At 70.4% G+C, this 23846-nt stretch carries 18 protein-coding genes, 1 tRNA gene and 1 pseudogene; 10 read left to right on the forward strand and 10 right to left on the reverse strand.

Annotation, left to right across the window (positions count from 1 at the left end):
* Positions 1-111 precede the first annotated feature (111 nt).
* From ADL01_RS37590 to ADL01_RS37605, 4 genes are all read left to right on the forward strand, one after another.
* Positions 112-2112 (forward strand): FAD/NAD(P)-binding protein, encoded by a 2001-nt coding sequence (locus tag ADL01_RS37590; RefSeq protein WP_053746561.1) that lies wholly within the window; start codon positions 112-114, stop codon positions 2110-2112.
* Positions 2113-2223: 111 nt separating this feature from the next.
* Positions 2224-2673, forward strand: a complete 450-nt coding sequence (locus ADL01_RS37595) for a DoxX family protein (RefSeq protein WP_053746562.1) — start codon at positions 2224-2226, stop codon at positions 2671-2673.
* A 210-nt stretch (positions 2674-2883) separates the two neighbouring features.
* On the forward strand, positions 2884-3504 hold the full coding sequence (locus ADL01_RS37600) for a DedA family protein (protein ID WP_053746563.1): 621 nt from the start codon (positions 2884-2886) through the stop codon (positions 3502-3504).
* A gap of 263 nt (positions 3505-3767) precedes the next feature.
* Positions 3768-5756, forward strand: coding sequence for an RICIN domain-containing protein (locus ADL01_RS37605; protein WP_053746564.1), 1989 nt, complete (start codon positions 3768-3770; stop codon positions 5754-5756).
* A gap of 74 nt (positions 5757-5830) precedes the next feature.
* On the opposite strand, the gene ADL01_RS37610 is transcribed toward ADL01_RS37605, so the two are convergent.
* Positions 5831-6073 (reverse strand): DUF2277 domain-containing protein, encoded by a 243-nt coding sequence (locus ADL01_RS37610; protein WP_053746565.1) that lies wholly within the window; start codon positions 6071-6073, stop codon positions 5831-5833.
* Positions 6074-6131: 58 nt separating this feature from the next.
* On the opposite strand from ADL01_RS37610, the pseudogene ADL01_RS37615 reads away from it, so the two are divergent.
* A pseudogene (locus tag ADL01_RS37615) lies at positions 6132-6380 on the forward strand (ketopantoate reductase family protein); the annotation flags it as partial.
* 93 nt (positions 6381-6473) lie between these two features.
* A complete protein-coding gene (locus tag ADL01_RS37620) occupies positions 6474-6812 on the forward strand; it encodes a hypothetical protein (RefSeq protein WP_053746567.1) in 339 nt (112 codons plus the stop codon).
* Between the two features lie 12 nt (positions 6813-6824).
* On the opposite strand, the gene ADL01_RS37625 is transcribed toward ADL01_RS37620, so the two are convergent.
* The 3 genes from ADL01_RS37625 to ADL01_RS37635 form a co-directional block, all read right to left on the reverse strand.
* Positions 6825-8384 (reverse strand): serine/threonine-protein kinase, encoded by a 1560-nt coding sequence (locus ADL01_RS37625; RefSeq protein WP_053746576.1) that lies wholly within the window; start codon positions 8382-8384, stop codon positions 6825-6827.
* 208 nt (positions 8385-8592) lie between these two features.
* Positions 8593-9675 carry a DUF6215 domain-containing protein gene (locus ADL01_RS45080; RefSeq protein WP_053746568.1) on the reverse strand — a complete coding sequence of 361 codons (1083 nt, stop codon included), beginning with the start codon at positions 9673-9675 and terminating at the stop codon, positions 8593-8595.
* Positions 9676-9993: 318 nt separating this feature from the next.
* Positions 9994-10065 (reverse strand) — tRNA-Val (locus ADL01_RS37635).
* A gap of 222 nt (positions 10066-10287) precedes the next feature.
* Between ADL01_RS37635 and ADL01_RS37640 the strand changes: the two genes are divergently transcribed.
* The gene (locus tag ADL01_RS37640; RefSeq protein ID WP_078961006.1) at positions 10288-11103 is read left to right on the forward strand and encodes a DUF4097 family beta strand repeat-containing protein; all 816 of its coding nucleotides are present in this window, start codon (positions 10288-10290) and stop codon (positions 11101-11103) included.
* 144 nt (positions 11104-11247) lie between these two features.
* Entirely contained in the window at positions 11248-12678 is a 1431-nt protein-coding gene (locus ADL01_RS37645; protein ID WP_053746569.1) for a hypothetical protein, read from the forward strand.
* Positions 12679-12754: 76 nt separating this feature from the next.
* On the opposite strand, the gene ADL01_RS37650 is transcribed toward ADL01_RS37645, so the two are convergent.
* The 3 genes from ADL01_RS37650 to ADL01_RS37660 all read right to left on the reverse strand — a co-directional run bounded on the left by ADL01_RS37650 (position 12755) and on the right by ADL01_RS37660 (position 17592).
* The gene (locus ADL01_RS37650; protein WP_234354937.1) at positions 12755-13948 is read right to left on the reverse strand and encodes an amidase domain-containing protein; all 1194 of its coding nucleotides are present in this window, start codon (positions 13946-13948) and stop codon (positions 12755-12757) included.
* Positions 13949-14107: 159 nt separating this feature from the next.
* On the reverse strand, positions 14108-15403 hold the full coding sequence (locus ADL01_RS37655; protein WP_053746571.1) for a hypothetical protein: 1296 nt from the start codon (positions 15401-15403) through the stop codon (positions 14108-14110).
* A gap of 41 nt (positions 15404-15444) precedes the next feature.
* Positions 15445-17592, reverse strand: coding sequence for a transglycosylase domain-containing protein (locus tag ADL01_RS37660; RefSeq protein WP_420719779.1), 2148 nt, complete (start codon positions 17590-17592; stop codon positions 15445-15447).
* Positions 17593-17734: 142 nt separating this feature from the next.
* On the opposite strand from ADL01_RS37660, the gene ADL01_RS37665 reads away from it, so the two are divergent.
* Complete coding sequence (locus tag ADL01_RS37665) at positions 17735-17956, forward strand: FmdB family zinc ribbon protein (protein WP_053746579.1); 222 nt, start codon at positions 17735-17737, stop codon at positions 17954-17956.
* A gap of 295 nt (positions 17957-18251) precedes the next feature.
* Here ADL01_RS37665 and ADL01_RS37670 read toward each other — a convergent pair whose 3' ends face one another.
* The 3 genes from ADL01_RS37670 to ADL01_RS37680 form a co-directional block, all read right to left on the reverse strand.
* The gene (locus ADL01_RS37670; RefSeq protein ID WP_053746572.1) at positions 18252-19070 is read right to left on the reverse strand and encodes a hypothetical protein; all 819 of its coding nucleotides are present in this window, start codon (positions 19068-19070) and stop codon (positions 18252-18254) included.
* Positions 19067-21574 (reverse strand): phosphoribosyltransferase, encoded by a 2508-nt coding sequence (locus ADL01_RS37675; protein ID WP_053746573.1) that lies wholly within the window; start codon positions 21572-21574, stop codon positions 19067-19069. Before ADL01_RS37675 ends, ADL01_RS37670 begins: the two co-directional genes overlap by 4 nt.
* A 64-nt stretch (positions 21575-21638) precedes the next feature.
* Complete coding sequence (locus tag ADL01_RS37680; protein WP_053746574.1) at positions 21639-22811, reverse strand: HpcH/HpaI aldolase/citrate lyase family protein; 1173 nt, start codon at positions 22809-22811, stop codon at positions 21639-21641.
* A 194-nt stretch (positions 22812-23005) separates the two neighbouring features.
* On the opposite strand from ADL01_RS37680, the gene ADL01_RS37685 reads away from it, so the two are divergent.
* On the forward strand, positions 23006-23785 hold the full coding sequence (locus ADL01_RS37685; RefSeq protein WP_053746575.1) for a TerD family protein: 780 nt from the start codon (positions 23006-23008) through the stop codon (positions 23783-23785).
* Positions 23786-23846 lie beyond the last annotated feature (61 nt).

Raw genomic sequence — 23846 nt, forward strand, 5'->3', positions numbered from 1 at the left:
GCCCGGCCCGGGTGGTCACCGGCGGCATGATGAGGCGGACCGTCCGCTTCCGGTGGGCGGCTCTCCTGCCAACGCGCCCCCACACGCCCGGGAGTGACCCCCTTGTCTCCAGTGTCTCCAGCGCCCGCCGAGCCGCCCAGGACCGCGCCCGGCGCTCCCTCTCTGTCCGTCGCCCTGGTCGGCGCCGGGCCGCGCGGCACCGGCGTGCTGGAACGCCTCTGCGCCTCCGCACCCGAACTCCTGCCGCCCGGGGCCCGGTTGACCGTCCACGTCGTCGACCCGGCGCCGCCCGGCGCGGGTCAGGTCTGGCGCACCTCGCAGTCGCCCCGGCTGCTGATGAACACCGTGGCCTCGCAGGTGACCCTCTTCACCGACGACAGCGTGGACTGCTCGGGCCCGATCCGCCCGGGGCCGAGCCTGTACGAGTGGACGCGCGACTCCCCTGACGCGGAAGGCGAGTTGGGGCCGGACGACTACCCGACCCGCGCCCACTACGGGCGTTACCTGGAGTGGGTGTTCGCGAAGGTCGTGCGCGAGGCGCCGCCGTCCGTGCGCGTCCAGACGCACCGGGCACGCGCGATCCGCCTCGACGAGGCCCCCGACGGCAGCCAGACCCTCACCCTCACGGGCGACAGCGGCCTGACCGGCCTGTCCGGCCTGACCGCCGTCGTCCTCGCCCAGGGCCACCTCCCCCTGGTCCCGGACGACGAACAACAGCGCCTCACCTCGTACGCCGGCCTCCACGGCCTGCGTCACATCCCGCCCGCCAACCCGGCCGACGTCGACCTCTCGCCGCTCGCCCCCGGGGAACCGGTCCTGCTGCGCGGCCTCGGCCTCAACTTCTTCGACCATCTGACCCTGCTGACGACGGGCCGGGGCGGACGTTTCGTGCGCCGTCCCGAGGGCGGCCTGCGTTACCTGCCCTCCGGACATGAGCCCCGGCTGTACGCCGGTTCGCGGCGCGGCGTCCCGTACCAGGCGCGCGGCGACAACGCGAAGGGCCCGTACGGCAGGCACGTACCGCTCGTCCTCACCGGCGAGGTGATCGCCGGCTTCCGCAAGCGCGCCGACTCCGGGGAAGCCCCCGACTTCCGCACGGAGATATGGCCGCTGGTGGCGAAGGAGGTCGAGACGGTCTACTACGAAACCCTGCTGCGGGAACGGAAGTTGACGGACCGTCCGCTCGACGGCTTCCGGGACCGTTTCCTCGCCACCCCGCACCGCGCGCCCCAAGAGGCAGCCGTACTGGACGAGTTCGGCATACCGGAGGCCGACCGCTGGTCCTGGGAGCGGATGTCACGGCCGTACGCCGGACAGGTCTTCGCCGACGCCGCCGCCTGGCGGAACTGGCTGCTCGCCCACCTCCGCGAGGACGCCGCCCAGGCCGCCCTGGGCAATGTGGACGGGCCCGTGAAGGCGGCCCAGGACCTGCTGCGCGACGTGCGCAACGAGCTGCGGCTGATCGTCGACCACGGCGGGCTGCCGGGCGACTCGCGCCGGGACCACCTGGACCGCTGGTACACCTCGCTCAACGCGTTCCTCTCCATAGGGCCGCCCAGGCGGCGCGTCGAGGAGCTGGCGGCGCTGGTGGCGGCGGGCGTGGTGGAGGTGCTCGGGCCGCGCCTCGAGGTACGCGCGGCGGACGGGGCCTGGGTGGCGCACTCCCCCGACGTGCCGGGCTCGGCCGTACGCGTGACCGCGCTCATCGAGGCACGGCTGCCGGAGCCCGACCTCCGCCGCACGGCCGATCCGCTCCTCGCCGGGTTGCTGCGGACGGGCGGGGCGAGGCCGCACGTGATCGACGGCTACGAGACGGGCGGACTGGATGTGACTCCGCGCCCTTGCTACTTGATGGACCGTCACGGTCGGCCGCAGCCAAGGAGGTTGGCGTTCGGGGTCCCCACGGAGGGGGTGCACTGGGTGACGGCGGCCGGGGCACGCCCTGGCGTGAATTCGGTCATGTTTTCGGACGCGGACGCGATGGCACGGGCGGTGCTGCGTATGACCCCAACAGCGGTCCCACGTAAGGCAATTGGCGAACCGGAAGGGCGAACCGGAGATCACATGGAGGCAACGCGATGGCCAAATGTTGAACTTGCAACTATCGATTGAGCCGTCCTACGGTGGGTTGCCCGCTCGGCTCCGACCCCCCGGACCGATCCCTTCCGGGCCTCAGTTCAGGTCCTCGGAGGGACGGCCCCGACCGAAGGAGACACCCCCCACATGTCCGCCCGCCTCAACAACGCTCAGCCATACGCCATCGGCCTGTTCCGGATCGTGATCGGCCTGCTCTTCGCCTGCCACGGCGCCCGCTCCCTGTTCGGCGTCCTCGGCGACGAGCCGACGGTGCCGACCGGTACCTGGCCCGGGTGGTACGCGGCCGTGATCGAGCTGGTCGGGGGCACCCTGGTCCTGCTGGGCCTCGGTACCCGCGCCGCCTCGTTCATCGCCTCGGGCGCGATGGCGTACGCGTACTTCGACGTCCACCAGCCGAGCGCCCTCATGCCGATCCAGAACCAGGGCGAACTGGCAGCCACCTTCTGCTGGGCCTTCTTCCTGCTCGTCTTCACCGGCTCCGGCGCCTTAGGCGTGGACCGGTTCCTCGCGAAGCGCTCGTCGGAGACGACGAAGGCGTCACGGGAGAAGACGGACAAGGCACCGGTAGCCGCCTGATCCACGATTCACCGATGCCCGTCCCCATGCCCCGGGGACGGGCATCGGCGTGCGTCAGGGTGAACATCGTGTGCCGAACACATGCGCACCCGGTGGATCTCCTGTCACACCCCCCGCGTACGCTGTATGGCTGTCACAGGCCGCCCACCGCTCCCCCGTTGAGGTAGCGGCACGGGAACGGGCCGACGGGGGAGTTTCGGGGAGTCTGCGGTGCTTGAGAGTGTGGGGTCACTGACCGGGACCCCGTGGATCTACGCCCTCGTGGCTGTGTCCGTACTGTTCGACGTCCTGGTGCCGGTACTGCCGAGCGGTGTCCTGGTCATCACGGCCGCCACGGCTGCCGCCGCCGGTACCGGAGCGGCCGTCGGCCAGGTGCCGCAGGAGGTCCCCGACATCCTCGCGCTCACCCTGTGCGCGGCCACGGCGTCGGTCGTCGGCGACCTGGTGGCGTACCGGCTGGCCTGGCACGGCGGAGCCCGGCTGGACCGCGCCATCGCCCGCTCCCGGCGCCTGACCAGCGCGCAGGAACGTCTCGGCCAGGCCCTCGCGCACAGCGGCGGCATCCTGGTCGTCGTCGCCCGTTTCGCCCCGGCCGGCCGCTCGGTCGTCTCCCTCGGCGCGGGCGCCGCCCACCGCCGGGTCGGCGAGTTCCTCCCCTGGTCCATCCTGGCCGGCCTGGCCTGGGCCGCGTACAGCGTCGCCCTCGGCTACTTCGGCGGCCAGTGGCTGGGCGCCACCTGGCTGGCAACAGGCGTCTCCGTGGCAGCCCTCTTCGGCGCGGGCGCGGGAGCGGCATTCCTGATGCGCCGCCCACGAACAACCGGCGCCTGAGACCCGACCGACGTCGCGGAAACGCGCCCCTATAGGGGCGCGGGGAACTGCGCGACAAGCCACAACGCACCCGCACCCCCACCTCAACAATTCCCCACCGAAATCGCCCCGTTGGCAAAACAACCTCTGCCACACCCGTTGACTTCAACCTCCCCACCACTCTAATTTCAGCGCGCCCCCTCGTCCGGTTTCCCGATCACAGTTCGATATATCGACCAAAGAAGTCCGGGAGTCGCACCGTCGCGCCCCGGAAAAGGAGCCGCATGTATCCCCCACCGCGCCCGTCCCTCGCCCGACGCGCCGCCATCCGCGCCCTCGCCCTCGCGACCGCGGCGACCGCCGCTCTCCTCTTCGCCCAGCCCCAGGCCGGCGACGAAGCGACCTCCCTCGGCGACACCGCCCCCGTCGCCGCCTCCACCCGCCAGATACCGGTCCCCGCCGCCCCCATGGGCTGGGCCTCCTGGAACAGCTTCGCCGCGAAGATCGACTACAACGTGATCAAGGGCCAGGTCGACGCGTTCGTCGCGTCCGGGCTGCCCGCCGCCGGGTACAAGTACATCAACATCGACGAGGGCTGGTGGCAGGGCACCCGGGACGGTGCCGGCAACATCACCATCGACGAGTCCGAGTGGCCCGGCGGTATGAAGGCCATCGCCGACTACATCCACAGCAAGGGCCTGAAGGCGGGCATCTACACCGACGCGGGCAAGGACGGCTGCGGCTACTACTACCCGACCGGCCGCCCCGCCGCGCCCGGCTCGGGCAGCGAGGGCCATTACAACCAGGACTTCCTGCAGTTCTCCCAGTGGGGCTTCGACTTCGTCAAGGTCGACTGGTGCGGCGGTGAGAGGGAGGGACTCGACGCGAAGTCGACTTACCAGGCCATCAGCGACGCGATCACCAAAGCGACGGCCGCCACCGGCCGCCCGATGACCCTGTCGCTGTGCAACTGGGGCCGCCAGAACACATGGAACTGGGCGCCGGGACAGGGCGCGATGTGGCGGACCAACGACGACATCATCTTCTACGGTGAGCAGGCGTCCATGAGCAGGCTCCTGACCAACTACGACAGGAACCTGCACCCCACCGCGCAGCACACCGGCTACTACAACGACGCGGACATGCTGATCGTCGGGATGGACGGTTTCAACGCCGCCCAGAACCGCACCCACATGGACCTGTGGGCCATCTCCGGAGCCCCGCTGCTCGCCGGAAACAACCTGGCGACCATGAGCACCGAGACGGCCGACATCCTCAAGAACCCCGAAGTCGTCGCCGTCGACCAGGACCCGCGCGGCCTCCAGGGCGTCAAGGTCGCCGAGGACACCACCGGGCTCCAGGTCTACGGCAAGGTCCTGTCCGGCACCGGCAACCGTGCCGTCGTCCTGCTCAACCGCACCTCCTCCGCCCAGAACATGACCGTCCGCTGGTCCGACCTGGGCCTGACCAACGCCGGCGCGACCGTCCGTGACCCGTGGGCCCGCTCCAACAGCGGTACCTACAGCGGCAGTTACACCACCAGCGTCCCGGCCGGTGGCTCGGTCATGCGTACGATCAGCGGCGCCACGGAGGCCGCGAGCAGCGCGTACGAGCCCGACTCGTCCGCCCGCTACACCGGCGTGACCGCGGCGAACACCGGTGTCGCGGTCGCCGACCTCACGTACACGAACAACACGAGCACCGCCCGTACGGCGACCCTCCAGGTCAACAGCCAGACGGCCACCACCGTGTCGTTCCCGCCGACCGGCTCGACCCCGGGCACGATCTCCGTCCAGGTCGCCCTCTCCAAGGGTGGCGCCAACACGCTCGCCGTCACGGGCGGCCCGGCCCTGGGCACGCTGACCGTCCGGCCGGTGCCCGGCACCAACGGCAGCCTGGTCGTCGGCAAGCAGTCCGGGCGCTGCCTGGACGTCTTCGACAGCACGATCACCAACGGCACCCAGGCCGAGCTGTGGGACTGCAACGGCGGCTCCAACCAGGCGTGGACGTACACCTCCCGCAAGGAACTCGTGGTGTACGGCAACAAGTGCCTGGACGCCTACGACAGCGGCACGGCCAACGGTACGAAGGTCACCATCTGGGACTGCCACGGCGGCAACAACCAGAAGTGGAACGTCAACTCCGACGGCACGATCACGAACGTCAACGCGGGCCTCTGCCTGGACGCGTACGGCGCGGCCACGGCCAACGGCACACAGATGGTGCTGTGGGCCTGCGGCACGGGCGACAACCAGAAGTGGACGGTCGGCTAGAGGCTCAGCCGAGGCCGATGGCTGACGGCTGACGCCCCCGCACCCACCTGGCCCGGCCCGGCCCGGCGCGCGTTCTACGACGCGTGCCGGGCCGTCGCCGTACCACCCCCGCCTCGCACCTCGAGGCCGGCGAGGAGCTCGGCCGTGGCCGCCGCGATCACGTCGACGGCGTGTTCGAAAACCTCGCGGTTGTGGGCGGCCGGCGCCCGGAAGCCGGAGACCTTGCGGACGTACTGGAGGGCGGCGGCCCGCATCTCCTCCTCGGTGGCCTCTTCGGGGAGTACGGGCGGGCGAAGGGTCTTGATGCTGCGGCACATGCCTCCAGTCTCGCGCGTACCCGGCGTTCCGCGCCGCCCGCATGCTGAAACGGCGGTGCTGACCGCGCTGGTCGAGGAGACGGCGGCGGTGAGCCTGGCCTGCGGCGGCCCGTCGGACCCCGCCCAGGCCCTGGCCCGCAACGACAGCTTCCCGTCTGCCACGAGGTCGTCGATGCAGCGCGACGCCGAGGCGGGCCGCCCGCTGGAGCTGGACGCGATCGGCGGAGCCCTGCTGCGCGCGGCCCAGCGGCACGGTGTGGACGTACCGGTGGCCACGCGGGTGGTGCGGGAGCTGACGTCGGGCTGACGTTCGACTGATGTCCGGCTGACGTCCGGATCCCGAGAGGAAGTAACCGGAAGGAACTCGCATCCCAAATTCGAACAGGCGTACCATTACCGCGTGGCGACGACCTATGACTTCCCGAGTGACCTCCTGGCCGGTCAGGAGGAGCTGCATCAGGTCCGGGCCGAGCTGTCCGCCCTGCTGAAACGACTCCCCTGGTCGGTCGAACCGCTGGACGGTTTCAGTGACACCCGCGGCTGGCGCAAGGTGGAGCGCCCCGCCTCACCTGGCTGGACGGCCGACGAACAGGCCGAGGTGGAGAAACTGCGGCGCCGGGAACACGAGCTCGCGGTGTTCGTGAGCGGGCACCGCTTCTGGGCCGAGGTCACGGGAGCGGACCGGGTCGACGCGCGCACGCGCCTCAAGCATGCGCACAACAGCACGGACGAGTCCTGAGGCACCCAGGCCTCAGGACGGGGACGTGATGCGGAATCCTTCCCGCACCCGGTCGAAGACCGGCCGGAAGGTGTCCCACTGCTCATCGGGCGCCGAGACGTAGATGTCGTACTCCCGGCCGCCCTCCTCCCCGAAGCCGAGCTCGATGCCGTGGAAGACACGCGCCCGGCCCTGGATGGTGAACTCCCAGATGGCGGCCTTCTGGCCCCGGTACGTCGTGCGCTGCATGTAGAGCTTGCGGTACTTGTCCCCGGGATAGTTGATCTTCGTGTTCGCCTCGATCTCCTTGAAGTGCGCCAAGGGATCGCCCGCCGGGTCCACCATGCCGATGGTGAGGCTGGCCAAACGGGTCTTTTCGTCGACATAGCTGACCTCGCCGGACCTCCGCTTCCTCAGCTTCCAGCCGTCCGGCACCGGGAAGGCGATGCCGAGCGCCTCCTCCGTGACCAGCTGGTAGCCGTCGGGGACGGGCGAGGGCGCGTAGGACGCCGGGGTGGGGTTCGGCCCCGAACCCGCGCCCGGTGTGTCGTCACCGGCCGAGTTCACGTAGTACACGCCCCCGGCCGTGCCCCCGGCGACCAGGATCACCGCGACCGCGCTCCACAGCGCGGTACGGCGCCCACGCCCGCCGCCGCGCTTGTCGGGGGCCGCCTTGGCGGAACGGGTCCTCCGGTGCGTGTTGCCGGTGCGGTCGGGATCCGTGGCCTCTTCCGGCGTCGGCAGCGGAATCGACCCCGACCACGCGCGCGGCTCCGTGTCCTCGGACACCGACCGCAGCGCCAGTTCCGTCTCTTCCGCCGAGGGCCGCTCGGCCGGGTCCTTGGCCAGCAGGGCGGTGATCAGCGGCTCCAGCGGGCCGGCCTTCTTCATCGGCTCCGGGGTGCCGGTGACGATGGAGTACGCCGTCTCGACCGGCGTGAGCCTGCGGAACGGGGGCTGCCCCTCCACCGCCTGGTAGAGGGTCGCGCCGAGCGCCCAGAGGTCGGAGGCGGGGCCAGGGGTGTCGCCCTGGACGCGCTCCGGTGCCATGTAGTCGATGGAGCCGACGATCTCGCCGGTCCGGGTGAGGGTGCTCGTGCCGGTCGCCGTGGCGATGCCGAAGTCGGTGAGGACGACCCGGCCGCTCTCGGTGAGCAGGACGTTGCCCGGTTTGACGTCACGGTGCAGTACGCCGGCCTCGTGGGCCGCCCGCAGCGCGCCGACCATTCCCCGGCCCACGCGGGCGGCTTCCTCGGGTGAAACGGTTCCGCCGCTCTTGAGCAGGGCGCCGAGAGTGGTGGAGGGCACGTACTCCATGACGATGCACGGCAGCCCGTCGTCCTCGACGACATCGTGGACGACGACCACGTTCGGATGGGCGATCCGGGCCGCGCTCTGCGCCTCACGGCGGGTGCGCTCGTACATGAGGGCCAGCTCGTCGCCGGCGTACCGGGCGTCCTCGTGCAACCGCTTGAGCGCGACGCGGCGGTTGAGCATCTCGTCGGCGGCCAGCCAGACCGTGCCCATGCCGCCCCGGCCGATCTGCTCGGTCAGCCGGTACCGCCCGGCGATGAGCCGTCCCTCGTCCGACACGTCCGACACCGCAAACCTCTCTTATCCCACCGGGCACTGCCGCTCACGATATCCGGCGCCCGCACGGAGCCGGCCCGAAGGTCGCGTTCACCACACCGCACACGAAACAGCCCCCGGCGAAATCACCGGGGGCCACTCATCTGATCGCGTCACCTGTCATGTCAGCTGATCGCGCTCGCCAGTTCCTGGCCAGGACGTCAGCGCTGCCTCATCGCGCAGGCCGTTCCGGGATCGCCGGAAGAATCCTCTCGGCGATGGCACGGAGCGCGCCGTCGTCCGGGAGGGCCCCGGACTTGCTCCACACGGTGACGTCGTAGTAGCCGCCCCGGTCGGCGCGGTCGAGAGCCACGGTCAGCGTTCTGGCCAGGGGACCCTGCCCGACCGGTCCGCCGGACCCGGACCCGCCGCTCCCGAAGTTGATCTCGATACTCATGGTGTGGTCCGAGGAGAGGACCGCAGGCCGGCCGAGCACCTTGAGGGTCTCGATGTCCTGCTCACTCCCGTACTTCATCAGCTTCACGTACTGCTCGATCGACAGGTGGTTGTAAGTGGCGGTGACATTCACGGTGTAGGTGTCGAAGTCGATCTGGGCCTCCGGCTGGGCGACCTTCCCATCGGTCAGCGGAGCGATGCCGTTGCTGGCGGAAGCACTGTTCGCGATCTCCGACGGGGTTCCGAGGAGCTTCGCCAGGTCCGGCCGGTTGACCGCCTCGCACAGCTTTTCCCCGGTCACGGGCGGGGGCGTCTTCTTGTAGGGCATCGGCGTTGCCTCGTGTTCTCCGTCCGAACACGAAGCGGGCTGCGGGGTGTTGTTCTCGTCGGACGGGAGTATGTGGGGGGCCACCCACAGGACGGCCGCGATCACCCCGAACACGGCCACGGCCGCGAGGGCCTGGCCCCACTCGTTGGGTTCCTTCTCCACGACGCCCGGACCGGGAGGCGGCCCGACCGGGGCGGGTGCGGGGGCCGAGGCGGGTGCCTGTGCCGGGGCGGCTGCCAGGGCGGGTGCCGTTGCCGGGGCGGCTGCCAGGGCGGGTGCCGTTGCCGGGACGGCTGCCGGTGCTGGGGTCGCGACCGCCGGACTCGGGGCGCGGCGTGCTCGCAGGGCCTTGACCACCGCGTGGACACTGACGGCGGCGACCAGGAGGAACACCGCGCCGATACCGGCCCCGACCAGATCCTGATCACGGACGGCGAGATACATGATGCGTACGCCGAAAACGGACCCGATCACGATGAGCAGGGGCTCGCGGACCCAGAAGGGCAGGAGACGGAGGAGGAAACCGAGCATCCTGTGATCACACCATGACAAGACTGTGTTGACCATGTGGAGGCCACGGTTCCGTACGGAGGTCGTCCGACCGCTCACGCGACCGGCCCCGGACGGGGAGTCCGGGGCCGGTGGCGGCAGCGAAACCGAGGCTTCGACTGTTGTCAGGCGTCCTGACCATCCTGGTGGGCGCGGACGGTTTCGAAAACGCCGACATCCGCTTTTGTAAGACTCCCTGTGGGGGATTGTGGCGTCGATGTGGCTTCGATCATGGAAACGGCCCCCCGTCCGATCATGGACGAGGGGCCGCACTGCACGCTGACCTGCGTGCTAGTCCCGTGGGCGCGGACGGTTTCGAACCGCCGACATCCGCCTTGTAAGGGCGGCGCTCTACCACTGAGCTACGCGCCCAGGACGAGTCGTCAGCCTACATTGCCCGGGGCCCTGCCTCGCAAACCCGTATCCGCCCCCGAGATCCCGGGGCCTGGATTCGGGGGTTTTCCCCACCTCTCTTCGGGGAGCGTCCCGGATGCCCGGGCGGGCGCCGGCTCCGTACGGTCGAAGAGTGTCGCAGGGCCGGCTCCACCGATCGCCGATCACCGGTCCCGCGTTCGCCTCAGGGGGAGTAGGACCATGGCCCGTTCAGCGTCTCCGCGCACCGGTACTCGCACCCGCACCCGCACCCGCACCCGCACCCGTGTCATCGCCATCACCGGCGTCGTGGCCGCCCTCGTCGCGACCGCGTCGGCCTGTGCCTCCGCCGGGGACGACAAGGACCCGGAGCACCGTTCCTTCGACCTGCGCGGGCACACGCTCACCGTGGACTCGAACGACTCGGGGCTCGACATCGTCGCGGCGGACTCCACCGAGCCGGGCCGGATCGAGGTCACCCGCTGGTTCCAGGGCTCCGTCGCTCTGGGCAAGGATCCCAAGGTGACGTGGTCCATGGACGACGACCGGCTCGAACTGCGGGTGAAGTGCTCGGGCGTGGTCGCCGACTGCTCCGCCAGGCACCGGATCGAGGTGCCGCGCGGTGTCTCCGTCGTCGTGCGTACCGGGGACGGGAGGGTCACCGCACGCGGCTTCGACCAGGCCCTGGACATCCACTCCGGGGACGGCGCCGTCACCGTGAAGGACTCCACCGGTCCACTGAAGCTGTCCACCGACGACGGTTCGATCCGCGCCCTCGGTGTGCGCTCCCAGCAGGTGCGGGCGCACTCCGAGAACGGCTCGGTACGGCTCGAACTCGCCGCCGTGCCGGACCTCGTCGAGTCGAGCAGCGACGACGGCTCGCTCACGATCGAGCTGCCCCGCGAGAGGTACCGCGTGACGGCGGACTCCGACGACGGCTCCGTAAAGGTGTCCGTGCCGCGCACCGCGCGCAGTACGCATGTGGTGTCGGCGAAGACGCAGGACGGGAGCATACGGGTGCGGTTCGCCGGGGAGTGAGCCTCGCGCCGGCCCCGTGCGCGCCGGGTGGGCGGCTCGATTCCCGACCGGGTACGCGCAGCGCGAACCGACCGGGCCGTGTGTTCGTCCTCTACCGGTGGGAGAATGAACCGGGCAGGGCGGATCACAGCACGGGAGAGGGATGTGACGGCGACTACTTCTGAGCCGTACACGCCGATTGCGCCGCGCGCGCACCAGTCGCCCCACCCGGCGCCGCACCGGCCACCCGAGTCCCGTCGCACCGGTGTGCGCGCCGCCGCCCGGGACGCGCTGACACTCGTACTGCTCCCGTTGCCGCTGCTCCTCGCCGTGCCCGCCGCCTTCGCCGGTGGTGGTACCCGGCGGTGGTTCGGCGGGCGGGCCGAGAGCCAGCGTGCCGAGGCGCAGGCCGCGAAGGACGCCGCTGCCGCCGCCTTCTACGAACTGGACACCGCCCAGCGGGATCTGCGGATCTCGATAGAGACCATCAAGGCCGTCGACGACACCCCGGCCGCCCGGCGCGCGGTCGCCGACTTCGAGGGGCTCGGGCGCCGGATCGACGAGGCCAGCGGCCAGTACATCAACGCCGTCGACGCCCACGATCTCGACCGTGACGACCTCGAGGCGTCCGCCGCGAGCCACGCCCGGTCCGAGCTGAACCGGGCGAAGGAGGAGCTGGGGCGGGTCAAGCAGGACCTGGACCGCTTCGCGGCCGGGCTCGGGCCGCTGCTCGGCAAGGCCGAGACGCAGCTGGCGCGGCTCGCGCCCTCCGTGGAGCGCGCCCGCCAGTCGCTGCTGGCCGCCTCCAACGCGCTGGACGCGGTACGGGGATCGGGGCTGCGGGCGGACGACCTCGCCGCCCGGCTCGCCGTCCTCGGGCCCGAGCTGACCCGGCTCAACCAGGGCGCCGGCCAGCACGGTGTGGCGGAGACGCTGGAGCGGGCCGACCGGGTCGCGCGCGAGGCGGAGGGGGTGCGGGCGGAGGCGGCGCGGCTGCCGGAGCGGGCCGCCGAGATCGATCACCGGCTGGTGTCGCTGCGGACCCGCGCCGAGGCTCTGACGACCCGCTCGGGGCAGGTGGAGCCGGTACTGAGCGAACTGCGCAGACGGTTCTCGGCGGAGTGCTGGCAGGACCTCCAGCACGTACCGGAACAGGCCACGGACCACGTACGGCAGGCCGAGGCGAGGCTCAAGGAGGCGCAGGCCGCGCGGGATGCCCAGCGCTGGCCGGACGCGACGGCGCTGTTGTCGACGGTGCGGGCGCTGCTGAACACCACCGACGAGGCGGTGTCGGCGGCCGGGGACCGGCTGCGGCGGCTCAACGCCGTACAGAAGGACCCTCGGGGCGAGATCGATCGGACGCGTTTCGCGATCCGGGACGCGCAGCGGCTGGCCATGTCGGGGCGCACCACCCCGGACCCTCGCGACGCCCGCCCGCTGGACGAGTCGGTGGCCCGGCTGGAGCGCGCGATCGCCGGGCTGGAGGGCCGTCACCCCGACTACTGGCACTTCCTGACGGAGACGGAGGGCGTGCGCCGCACGGCGGCCGGCGTGGTCACCCGTATCCGCGAGGAGCGCGGGATGACCGCCCACTGAGCGCACCCCGCCACGGCGCCGACGGCGCCCGCCGCCCCGGCCCGGGTGGGGGGCCGAAGCGGCGGGACCGGGGCTGTCAGGTGCGGTAGGCGTAGTAGTACGAGTTCGGGTCCGACGCGATGATGCTCGCCACCGACCGGTTGTGAGTGTTGGACGAGTGGTAGGTCATGTACGGCAGGCCCTGGGGGCTGCGGTACGTGACGATCATCGTGTGGTCCTTGGACCCGTCCCTGTTGAAGTCCATCTGCAGCACGTCGCCGACGTCCATCTGGTAGACGTACGCGAGGCTGGTGATGCGCTTCGAGTTCTGGGCGAACCAGGACCACTCGTTGACGCCGACGAAAGAGTCCGACTGGATGTCGGCGTTGCCGAACCACCGGGTGTAGTCGTACACATAGCCGGGGACGTGCTTCCAGCCGCCGGCCTTCAGGACCTGGCTGACGAAGTTGGTGCAGTCGCCACCGGCTGTGTGCCCGTTGAAGTTCGGGTAGTCGGTGTTGTAGTTGCTCCAGTACTTGTCCGCGTACGCGACCATGGCCTTGTAGTCGTAGGCGCCCGTGGTGAGGTTCTTGGCGTTGGCCGGTGCGTTGCGGGTGGTCGCGGCGCGGGGAGCGTTGGGCATGGTGTCGGCGGCCACCCTGGCGACGCGCGCGCCGGAGGACGGCTCGGCGGGCTGGTTCACCGCGATGCCGGCGGCCGTGTCGGTGTTCCGGATGCCCGTGAGCTGCCAGTCGCCGCGTGCGTCGGCGGTGAACGTCAGCTTGTGGTGGGCCTGGAAGCCGGTGTTCCTGGGCTCGCCGCCACGGACCTTCTTGTAGGTCAGGGTCGTGGTCTCGGTGACCTCGGCCTCGGCCTTGGTGCCGTGGAGGCGGGTGCTGTTCAGGGTGACGGTCGTGTCGGCCTTGCTGTACTTCTCGCCGAGCGCCGCGAGGCGGTCCTTGCGCTGCTCCAGCGAGGACAGGGCGGCGTTCTCGCTGCGGGCCAGCGCGGCGGACAGCTTGACGTCGCCGGAGAAGCCCTTGGTCAGCGGCTTCTTCCGGGCGCCCGGCGCGCCGTCGACCAGCGCGTCCGTGCGGTCGGTGAAGACCGCGTCGGCCAGGCGCTGGAAGGTGGCCCTGGTCTGCTGGTCCACGACCGGGGCGGCCGAGCGTGCGGTCGCCGCGCTCGCGCTGGTGACGGGCAGCAGCGCCGCTCCCGCGGCGACGGAGGCGGCGGCCGCGACGGCTATGGCGGTGCGGCGGCGCGTACGGCCCATGGTGCTTGACTTCACGTATGTATCCCCTCTTGCCCCGGCGATGGGGGGTGCCGGGTTGTGGAAGTTTCGCATGTCATGTGGAGCACCCGTGAACGGGGATACCCCTTCACCGGCAAGCACATTGATGGTCCGTCACTTATCAACGGCCCCTTCACCGCCGTCGATTCGCCACCTCTACTTCACGACCGTCGACCAGTCCGGTGACTGCGCCGGGTCCAGGCCGCGCAGCCGCTCCAGCGTCGCCGGGGTCTGGACGTCGAGCCAGTCGGTGAGTTCCTTGAAGGAGACGCACTTGACGTCCGCCTTCGCGCACACGGCCTCCATGACCGCGTCGACGGCCTTCATGTATATGCCGCCGTTCCACTCCTCGAAGTGGTTCCCGATGAACAGCGGGGCACGGCTGCCGTAGTACACCCGGTCGAAGCCGGCCTTGTAGGCGTCGATGGTCTCCTGCTGCCACCGCGGATAGTTGGCCGGAGCCCCGTTGGTCTCGCCCTTCGACTGGTTGTAGAGGAAGTTGAAGTCCATGGAGAGGCCCTGGTAGTCGCCGCCGTCGTACGGGAGCATCTGCAGCGGGAAGTCCCAGATGCCGTTCTTCTTCGCCGGCCATATCTGGAAGTCGCCCGCGGAGCTCGCGTCGTAGCGCCAGCCGTAGGTCTTGGCGGCCTTCAGCAGGTTCTTCTGGCCCTCCAGACAGGGGGCGCGCCCGCCGGTGACCTCCTTCTTGAAGTCGAACGGCAGCGGGGCGAGGTCGGTGTAGCCGGTGTTGGTCTTCCACTTCTCCACGAAGGAGAAGAACTGGTCGATCTCGCTCTTCCACTCGGCGACACTCCAGTCGCCGCCGCCCTTCTTGCCGCAGAAGTGGCCGTTGAAGTGGGTGCCGATCTCGTTGCCCTCCCGCCACGCCTTGCCGAGCTGGTCGAGGGTGGTGCGGATGTGCTCGTCGGTGGCGTAGCTGATCGCCGCCGATCCCCTGGGGTGCTGCGGGGGCTGGTAGAGGTTGGCCTTGGTCTTGGGCAGCAGGTAGATGCCGGTGAGGAAGTACGTCATATGGGCGTTGTACTTCTCGGACATCTCCCGGTAGTGCTCGAAGAGTTGGTCGTCGCCCGACAGCGCGCCGTCCCAGGAGAAGACGACGAACTGGGGTGGTTTCTCACCGGGCTTGAGCGGTGCGGGCTTCAACCGGCCCGGCTGCGGGCCGGTGTAGGAGGTGGAGCCGTCGCCCAGGACCCTGACCTTGCCGTCCCACTTCGGTTCGGCGGCCACCTTCGCGGAGGCTTTCACGGTTCCCCCGGACTCCACGGAGGCTGTCGGTGCGGTGCGGTCGGTGCGGCCCAGCACCAGGTATCCGGCGGTGAGGGACGCGACGGTCAGGGACGCGACGACGAGGTACGCCGCGATCCGCGGGCGGCTGGGGGTGGGGGGAGCCGTTGCCTGGGATTTGCGACGGCGGCCCGACGCTTGCTTCATGTGCTGCTCATTTCGAGGGGTGGGTTATACCCGTCCGGTGGTCAGCCGAGCGGGCCCATGGCGCCGGACCAGATGCCGTACGGGACGCTGTCGTCGGCTGTCCCGGCGAGGCCCTTCAACGGCAGCGGCTCGAGGCTCTTGGTCAGGTCGATGCGGTAGACGACGACAGCCGTGGACACGAAGTCGTGCGTGCCGACGTACCAGGAGGCGGTGTCGTCCGGGGTGGTCCCCGCCTTCCCCGTCACCTTGCCGACGGCGGACGCCGCGGCGACGGGGTGGGCGGCGCGGAAGGAGTCGGCGAGCGCGGAGGTGACCTCTTCGGCCGTTTCGGCGCTGATCGACCGGGTCGGGGCCGGGGTGTGGAGGACGATCCCGATGCCGTTGCGGGTGATCTTGCGCACCGAGTACGGCTCGGTGCGTTTGCCGCCGGCGATGAACGTGGTGTAGCCGCCGGCCATGCGGATCGCGCTGGGCGTGGAGGTGCCCGTCGACAGCGCGGGCACCTGCGCCCCGATGCTGCCGGGCAGCAGACCGGCGGCCTCGGCGGTCGCGCGGACGTTGGCCAGGCCGGTGTCCATGCCGAGCTGCATGAACGGCGTGTTCACCGACAGCTCGAGCGCCCGGCGCAGGGAGATCCGCCCGTAGGACCGGTCGCCGTCGTTGCTGGCGGCCACCTTCTTGCCGCTGCGGTCCCAGTAGGGCCCCTCGGGCGTCATCACGGGCACGTCGTCGTCGCCGTCGTACAGGGTCTGTCCGGTGACACGTGTCCTCTCGTCGTCCCGCCTCCGCTGGACGCCGTGCTCCAGACCGGCGGCGTACACGAACGGCAGGAAGGCCGAACCGGCGGGGACGGTGGTGGAGTTGGACTCGTTGTAGCCCTGCGTACGGTGGTCGGGGCCGCCGTACACGGCGAGGATCCGGCCGTCGGCGGTCACCGAGGCGGCGCCGTAGTGCGCGGTCTTCGCGGCGTTCCGATCGCCCTTCAGCGCCTTCTTGCGGGCCTTGGCCACGGAGTCGGCGAGCTTGCGCTCCCGTGCGCGGTCGAACGTCGTGTAGACCTGGTAGCCGCCGAGGTCGAAGTCCTTGTCGGAGATCCCGCCGGCCTTCTTGGCGTACTGCGAGGCCACTTCCAGCAGGTAGTCGGTCTGCTCACCGGTGTCGTACAGCGGGTTGCGCTTCAGCGGCTCGGGGAACTTCGTGAACTTGGCCCGCTCGGCCTTCGTCAGCTTGCCGATCTTGACCATCCGGTCGAGGGTCCAGGACCAGCGCGCGACGGCGCGGGCGTGGTTGGCGCTGCTCAGGGTCGGGTCGTACAGACCGGCGCCCTTGAGGAGGGAGGCGAGGAACGCGCCCTCGCCCGCGTCGAGCCGGCTGACGTCCTTGCCGTAGTAGGCCTGGGCGGCGCGCTGGATGCCGTAGCAGCCGCGGCCGAACCAGCTGGTGTTGAGGTAGCCCTCGAGGATGTCGTCCTTGCTCATCCGGTTGTCGAGCTTGAGGGAGATCATCGCCTCGGTGAACTTGCGGCCGATCGTCTGGTTCTGGTTGAGATAGACGTTTTTGACGTACTGCTGGGTGATGGTGGATCCGCCCTGCGTGTCGCCCTGGCCGATGGTACGGAAAAGGGCGCGACTGAGCCCCTTGAGAGAAATGCCGGAATCACTGTAAAAACTCGCGTTCTCGGCGGCGAGCACCGACCAGCGGACATCCTCGGGGATCTCATTGAGCGGCATGGCCTGCCGTTGCACCCAGCCGGTACGGGCCATGGGCGTGCCGTCGGCCCAGAAGTACACATTGTCCTGCTGGGTGGCGTACGTGTTGAGATCCGAGGGAATGTCGGTGGCCGCGTAGGCGATGCCCAGCAGCAGGGCGCTCACCCCGATGGACGTCAGCGCACCCCCCAACCACTGGCGCCAGGAGGGCATCCAGCGCCGCCAGCCGGTGCGGCCGGGCCGCGGGTACTTGGGCGCGAGGGCCGCCGCGCGGGCGAGGAGCAGTGAGAGAACAACCCTGTGGGCTTTACGAGCTAATCGGGCTTCGCGCCTGTTTTTCGGTCCGGCGCTTCCCGTTTCGGGCGATTCCTTCTCGGCGTCGGGAATGTCCAGATCGGATATCCGGAATTGCAGAGTGGCGTCCGATTCATCCGGTTTCCGAGTCACCCCACACCCCTCAGCACTCCGCGCAGACCTGATTCCCCGACCTAACGGCTCATCGCGGCAAACATAAAATACCAGCGATCTTCGCACGTTCTCCACACGGGGAATGAACAGAACGAGCCACCGTCGAAAACCGGCTGGCTCCGCGCCGCGAGCAATTGGGGACTAACCTGTGCGCATGCCTCGCTACGAGTACCGCTGCCGCACCTGCGGAGACACGTTCGAACTGAGCCGCCCGATGGCCGAGTCGGCCGCGCCCGCGGACTGCCCCGCCGGTCACGACGACACCGTGAAGCTCCTGTCGACGGTCGCCGTCGGCGGCTCGGCGTCCGCACCGGCGTCAACACCGCGCGGCGGCGGAGGCGGTGGCGGCTGCTGCGGTGGGGGCTGCTGCGGCTGAGGGCCGGCCCGTAGGGGAGGTGCGGGGCCCGCCGGGGACGGTTCAGGGTCCCTTCAGGCTGGCTTTCCCAGCCTGGCCGAATGACAGCCACGACGGCCGCACCCCAGTGGGTCACCGCCCTGTACGGGGTCGGCGCACCCGGCGGGGGCCTCGCCATCGCCGGGTGCGCCGTGGCGCTGGTCGCGTTCGGCGCCCTCAAAGGGGCGCGGGGCTGCATCCGCTATGCGGCTGCGCCGCGTGGGCGCGACCAGCCGCAACGGCGCCGCACCAAACCGACAAACAGCCCCGGGTCACCTCAAACGGAGCGCTCCCGAGTCTCCCGCAGGAGCTCCCGAAGGATCCGCTCCCCCGCCGCGACCCCCCGCTCGGGAAGCGCGGTGATCGTCTCCGCCGTCCACTCCGTCTCCGCCAGCTCACCGTGCCCCGGGCGCCAGCCCCGGTCGGCGGCGAGGAGCAGGTCGGCGTCGAGCAGGGAGTCACCGGCGGCGAGAGTGAGCGTCGCGCCGGTGCGGCGGGCGACCTCGCGCATGGCCGCGCTCTTGGTGAGCGGCTTCGGGACGGCGTAGATCTTGCGGCCCTGGAGGGAGACCGTCCAGCCGCGGACCTCCGCCCAGACCGTCAGTTCCTTCACCCACTCCTCGGGGAGCAGTTCCCGCTCGACGACGAGATAGGCGAAGAAGTCCTCGGCGATACGGTGCTTGCGCACCCAGAGCGGGTCGGCGGTGGCGGCGAGATGCTCCTGGACCTCGTCCAGGGACGCGCACTCGTCCGCGAGCCGCGCCTGCACCCGCGCGTGCCAGTCGAGGTCGGCGACACCGTCGACGAGGATGTGACCGCCGTTCGCACAGATCGCGTACTTCGATGCCGGGCCCGGCAGGTTGATGCGCAGGTACTGCTTACGGGTGCGGGTGGTCGTCGGTACGAAGACAGCCTCGTCGCCGAGTTCGGTGAGCAGGGCGGCGGCCGTCTCCGTCATGTACGACAGCGGCCGGGCCTCGTGCACCTCGACGCAGAGCAGCCGGGGCGCCCGGGCGTCCGGCATGGTCAGCGCGAGGGCGCCGGCGGAGTAGATGAGCGTACGGTCGAGATCGCTGGCGACGAGGACGGGACTCATGCCGACACCGCCTTGCCGTCGGCGCCGGTCGCACCCCGGGTGTACTTGGGGTGGATCAACCCCACGCAGGTGTACGGGAGTTCGGCCACCTCCTCGACGGGTACGCCCCGCTGCTCGGCGAGCAGGCGTACATGGTCGAGGTCGGCACCCGCTCCGGCCCGGGCCAGGATCTTCCAGGGGACGCGGCGCAGCAGCACCCGGGTGGTCTCGCCGACGCCGGGCTTGACGAGGTTCACGTCGTGGATCTCGTACTCCTCGCTGATCCGCTCAACTGCCGCCCAGCCCTCCCACGTCGGGGCGCGGTCGGCGGCCAGCAGGTCCTTCACCGTGGTGTCGACGGCGTCCGCGACCTCGGGGAAGCGGGCGGCGACGGCGTCGACGAAGTCCACGGAGACGTCACCGTCGGCGAGTTCACGGTAGAACTTGGCGCCGTGGAAGTCGTGGGGGCCGACCAGGTCCGCGCGCAGGACGGTCCGTGAAATCAGGCCCGACACCGTGGAGTTGAGGCAGGCGGAGGGGATGAGGAAGTCCTCGCGGGTGCCGTACGTACGGACGCAGGAACCCGGGTCGGCGAGCACCGCGATCTCCGGGTCGAAGCCGGTGATGCCGTCGGACGCCTCGAACTCCTTGATGGCGTCGGCGAGTTCGCGGGTGATGGCGCCCTTGCCGGTCCAGCCGTCGACGAACACGACGTCGGCGGGGTCGTGGTGGGCGGCCAGCCAGCGCAGCGCGTTGGCGTCGATGCCCCGGCCCCGGACGATCGACACGGCGTAGTGGGGCAGTTCGAGCCCGTGCCGGTGCTGGGCCCAGCGGCGCATCAGCACGCCGACCGGGGTCCCCGCGCGCGCCAGCGAGACGAGCACCGGACGCGGTGAACGCTCCGAGAGCACCAACTCCGTGACCGCGCCCACGGCTTGGGCGATCCGGGCGGCGGAGGTGTCGAGAGCGGCGCGGAACAGCTCCTGATACTGCTCGCTGGGCTGGTACTCGACCGGCAGCGACTCGGCGTAGTGCGCGCCGCCCGCTTGGATCGCCTCCTCGCGCTCCTCGGTGGGCGCCTCGAGCTGGACGTCCGAGAGATCCCGCAGCAGCCAGCCGACCTCGTCCGGTGGGTACGAGGAGAACGCGGGACCACGGAGGGGCTCGGGCAGCATGCGGGGCCTTTCGGGTACGTGCGAGGGTGCGGGTACGTAACTGGGGACGACGGCGAGCACGACGTTCGGCGTGTGCGCGGCGAGGGTGGCCAACAGGCCGTCGGGGGCGTGCAGTCGCGGTGTGTCGGCGGCGGAGTCCACGACCGCGACGACGGCGTCGAAGCCGGCGCCGGCCACGTTGTAGGCGTACCGCTCGCCGGGGCCGTCGGCCGGGTCGTCGTGGGCCGGGAAGACGAGGCGGCTGCGGATCGCGTACCCCGGGTCGTCCACGGCGAGGACGGGGGAACGGGTGGTCGTCGAGTAGCGGACCTCGACGCCTTCCCTCACCTGCTCCAGCTCGCGGGCGAGGCGAAGCGGGGCGTACATCAGCTCCTCGAAGCCGAGGACGAGGATGCGGCGGGCGTCGTCGGGGAGGGTTTCGGCGAGCTTTGCCGCCATCGCCGGGAGTGCGGTCTCCAGGCGTATTCGATGGCCGGGCGTGAAGCCGTGGCGGCCGCCGTCCGGGAGACCTCGGGGCCAGCGCAGTTCGACTCGGGTGGGCTGGTTGTGGGGCGACTGCGGGCTCGTTGTGGCTTGTCGCGCCCGCGCGGCGGAGCCGCACATGTCACTGCCCCGCGCCCCTGGGTGGGGATTCTCGTACTCGGCTACGAGTTCTTGCCCCTTTTCCAGCACGCCCTCGGGCAGGCGCACCGTGCCCTTCGCCGCTGCCACCAGGTCGACCTGCGCGCCGATCTCCTGTGCGAAGTCCGCCAGGCGGGCCACGTCCGCCGCTGCGCGCATGTCGACCAGGGCGACTATGACGTACCGCTCGCGCGGGTAGCGCTCGTGCAGGGCGCGGATGGTGTTGAGGACGGTGTTGCCGGTGGAGAACTCGTCGTCGACGAGGACCAGTGGGCCGGGGCCGGCCAGCAGGTCTCGGTTCTCCGGGAGGAGGAGGTGGGAGGTGGCGTGCGAGTGGGACTCCTCGAAGCCGCCCGCCCGGGCTACGCCGTCGACCGGGCGCCGGGTGGAGTGGAGGTAGGGCGCGAGGCCCACGCCGTCGGCGACGCAGTGGCCGAGGCCGGTGGCCGTCTCGGCGTACCCGAGGACGACGGCGCGCCGGGACTCGTCGGCGCCCAGCAGCTCGCGGACCCGCTCGCCCAACGCGAAGCCCTGGTCGTAGACGACGGCGGGCGACTGCGGGACGTGTTTGCCGAGCACGTTCGACACCAGCAGGTGCGCCCGCTTGGGGTTGCGCCGCAGGGCGAGCCCGAGCAGCTCGGGCAGCGCGTCGTCGCCGACGAGCTCTACCCCGAGCCGCTCGGCGACCCAGGTCCCGGACCAGACCCCGTTGTGCACAGCGTTGTTCATGAGTCCCTATGTGTTTTCGTCTGCGTGTTCGTCGGGGTGGGGAGGATGCCGGGCGGACGGCGGGTCAGTCGGGGATACCGGCGGTGAGGAGCTCCACGAAGCTGACGTCCTCGTTGGCGACGCCGAAGACCTCGGCGCGCAGGAGGGTCCGCTCGGCCCAGGCGCGGTGCGGCTTCACCTCGTTCATCTTGTTCGTGTACGCCGACCGCAGGACGCCTCCGCCGCAGCGCTCGGGCCGCAGGATGTCCTGGGCGTCGCTGAACTCCTCGTGACTGACCACGGACAGGGTGTGCACGGGCAGTACGTGTGAGGGGTGGATGCAGGTCTTGCCGAGCAGACCGTTGGCCTGGTCGAGGCTGATCTCGCGGAGCAGCCCGTCCATGGCGTGCTCGATCAGCGTCTCACGCAGGTCCTCGGCGTGCCCCTCCAGGAAGGGGCTGCGGCGCAGCTGCGGCTTGAACATGCGCTCCTGGACCCGGAAGTACTCCCAGACGGGCCCGGTGACGGTGAACCCGGTGCCGTCGGCCCGGCCCAGCATGTTGACGACGTCGGCGATGACGGAGGCGACGACGTGGACGTCGTACGCGGTCATGTCCGGCGCTCTGCGCAGCCCGTACGAGGAGCAGAAGTCGGTGACACCGAGGCGCAGGGCGAGGACGCGGTCGCGGTACTTGTCGACGGCGCGGGAGATGCCCTCCAGGGTCTCCACGCGCGTCTCCCGGTACATGAGTTCGGGGGATTCGAGCACCGGCATGCCGAACAGCCGGTGCCCGCTCGCGGCCTCGGCGTCGGCGAGGGCCTCCAGGAACGGCACCCCGCTCTCCTCGGTGAACTTCGGCATCACGAACCCGGAGAGCAGCCGGACGGTGGCCCCGAGGCGCTGTACGAGGTCGGGGATCTGTTCGGGCGTACGGACCCGGATGAACAGCAGCGGCAGCCCGGTGGCGGCGTCGGGGCGCTCGGCGAGCACGGCGAACTCCCGCACCAGGTTCTCCTCGGCGGCCTCGACCTCCGAGTCGTCGATCGAGTCCTCCAGGCACAGCACCATCGAGACGACACCGCGGGCGACCTGTTTGACGACGGCGTCGGCGAGGTTCGGGCGGGTGGCCGGGCTGTACAGGGTGGCCCCCAGGGCCGTGGCGAGCACCCGGGCCGGGGAGTCGGCGGAGAACTCGCACGGCTCCTGGTGGAACAGACGCTGTCGTACCTCAGGGGCGATGTGCCCGAAATGACGCATGGAACTCCCCGTGGAGGCTGGGCTGCCGGTCGAGTGATGATCGAGTGTCGGCCGAGTGTTGAAGGGTGGCCGGTAATAGTACGTAGGGATCCATGTCAGGGGTTCCCACTGAGAATGAAGTTCAGGTAACGCGGACAAGCAGAACCGATGCCCCCGCGTTGTCGTGACCAGGACCGAGAAGGCAGGATGACCGCATGACGCACGCGATGCTGAAGGGGTCGAACGTCCCACTCGAAGTGACGACGGTGCGCGCGGTGCTGCGCTGGACGCCCGGCCAGGGGGTTCCGGATGTCGACGCCTCGGCGCTCCTCCTCGGCCCCGACGGTCGTGTGCGCTCCGACGAGGACTTCGTTTTCTACAACCAGCCCCGCCACCCCTCGGGCAAGGTCTGGCGGCTCGGCAAGAAACGGGTGGCCGACGGCCTCACCGACACCATCCAGACGGATCTGAGCGGTGTCGAGTCAGGAGTCGGACAGATTCTGCTGATCGCCTCGGCGGACGGCGTCCCCTTCGACCGCGTACGGTCCCTGCGCATCGTGCTGTACGACGGTGGGGTGACGGACAGCGCACCGCTGGCGTACTTCGACGTCAAGCCGGAGACGGGTGAGGAAACGGCGCTGATCTGCGGCGAACTGTACCGACGCGGCGACGGCTGGAAGTTCCGCGCCCTGGGCGAGGGCTATTCGAACGGTCTCGAGGGTCTGGCGACGGACTTCGGTATCTCGGTGGAGGACCAGCCGGCCCCGGAACCGTTTCCCGACACCACGAACGCCCCGCCCGTGGACCCCTCGGCGGCCACCACAGTCCAGCATCCGCCCACCCTTCCTCCGCAGCAGACCTACGGCTATCCCCAGCCCACAAGCCCGAACACAAACCCTCCGGCCTATGGCTACCCCCAGCCGGTAGGAACATCCCCGGCCCCGTCCCCGGACTTCCGCCTACCACCGCAGGGCCCCCAGTTCATCGGACGGTAAGACCAGGCCCCCCCAAAGGGGCGCGGGGAACTGCGCGACCAGCCACAACAACCCCGCACCC

This window comes from Streptomyces sp. NRRL WC-3618, from assembly GCF_001280005.1.
In the GTDB taxonomy this organism is placed as follows: domain Bacteria; phylum Actinomycetota; class Actinomycetes; order Streptomycetales; family Streptomycetaceae; genus Streptomyces.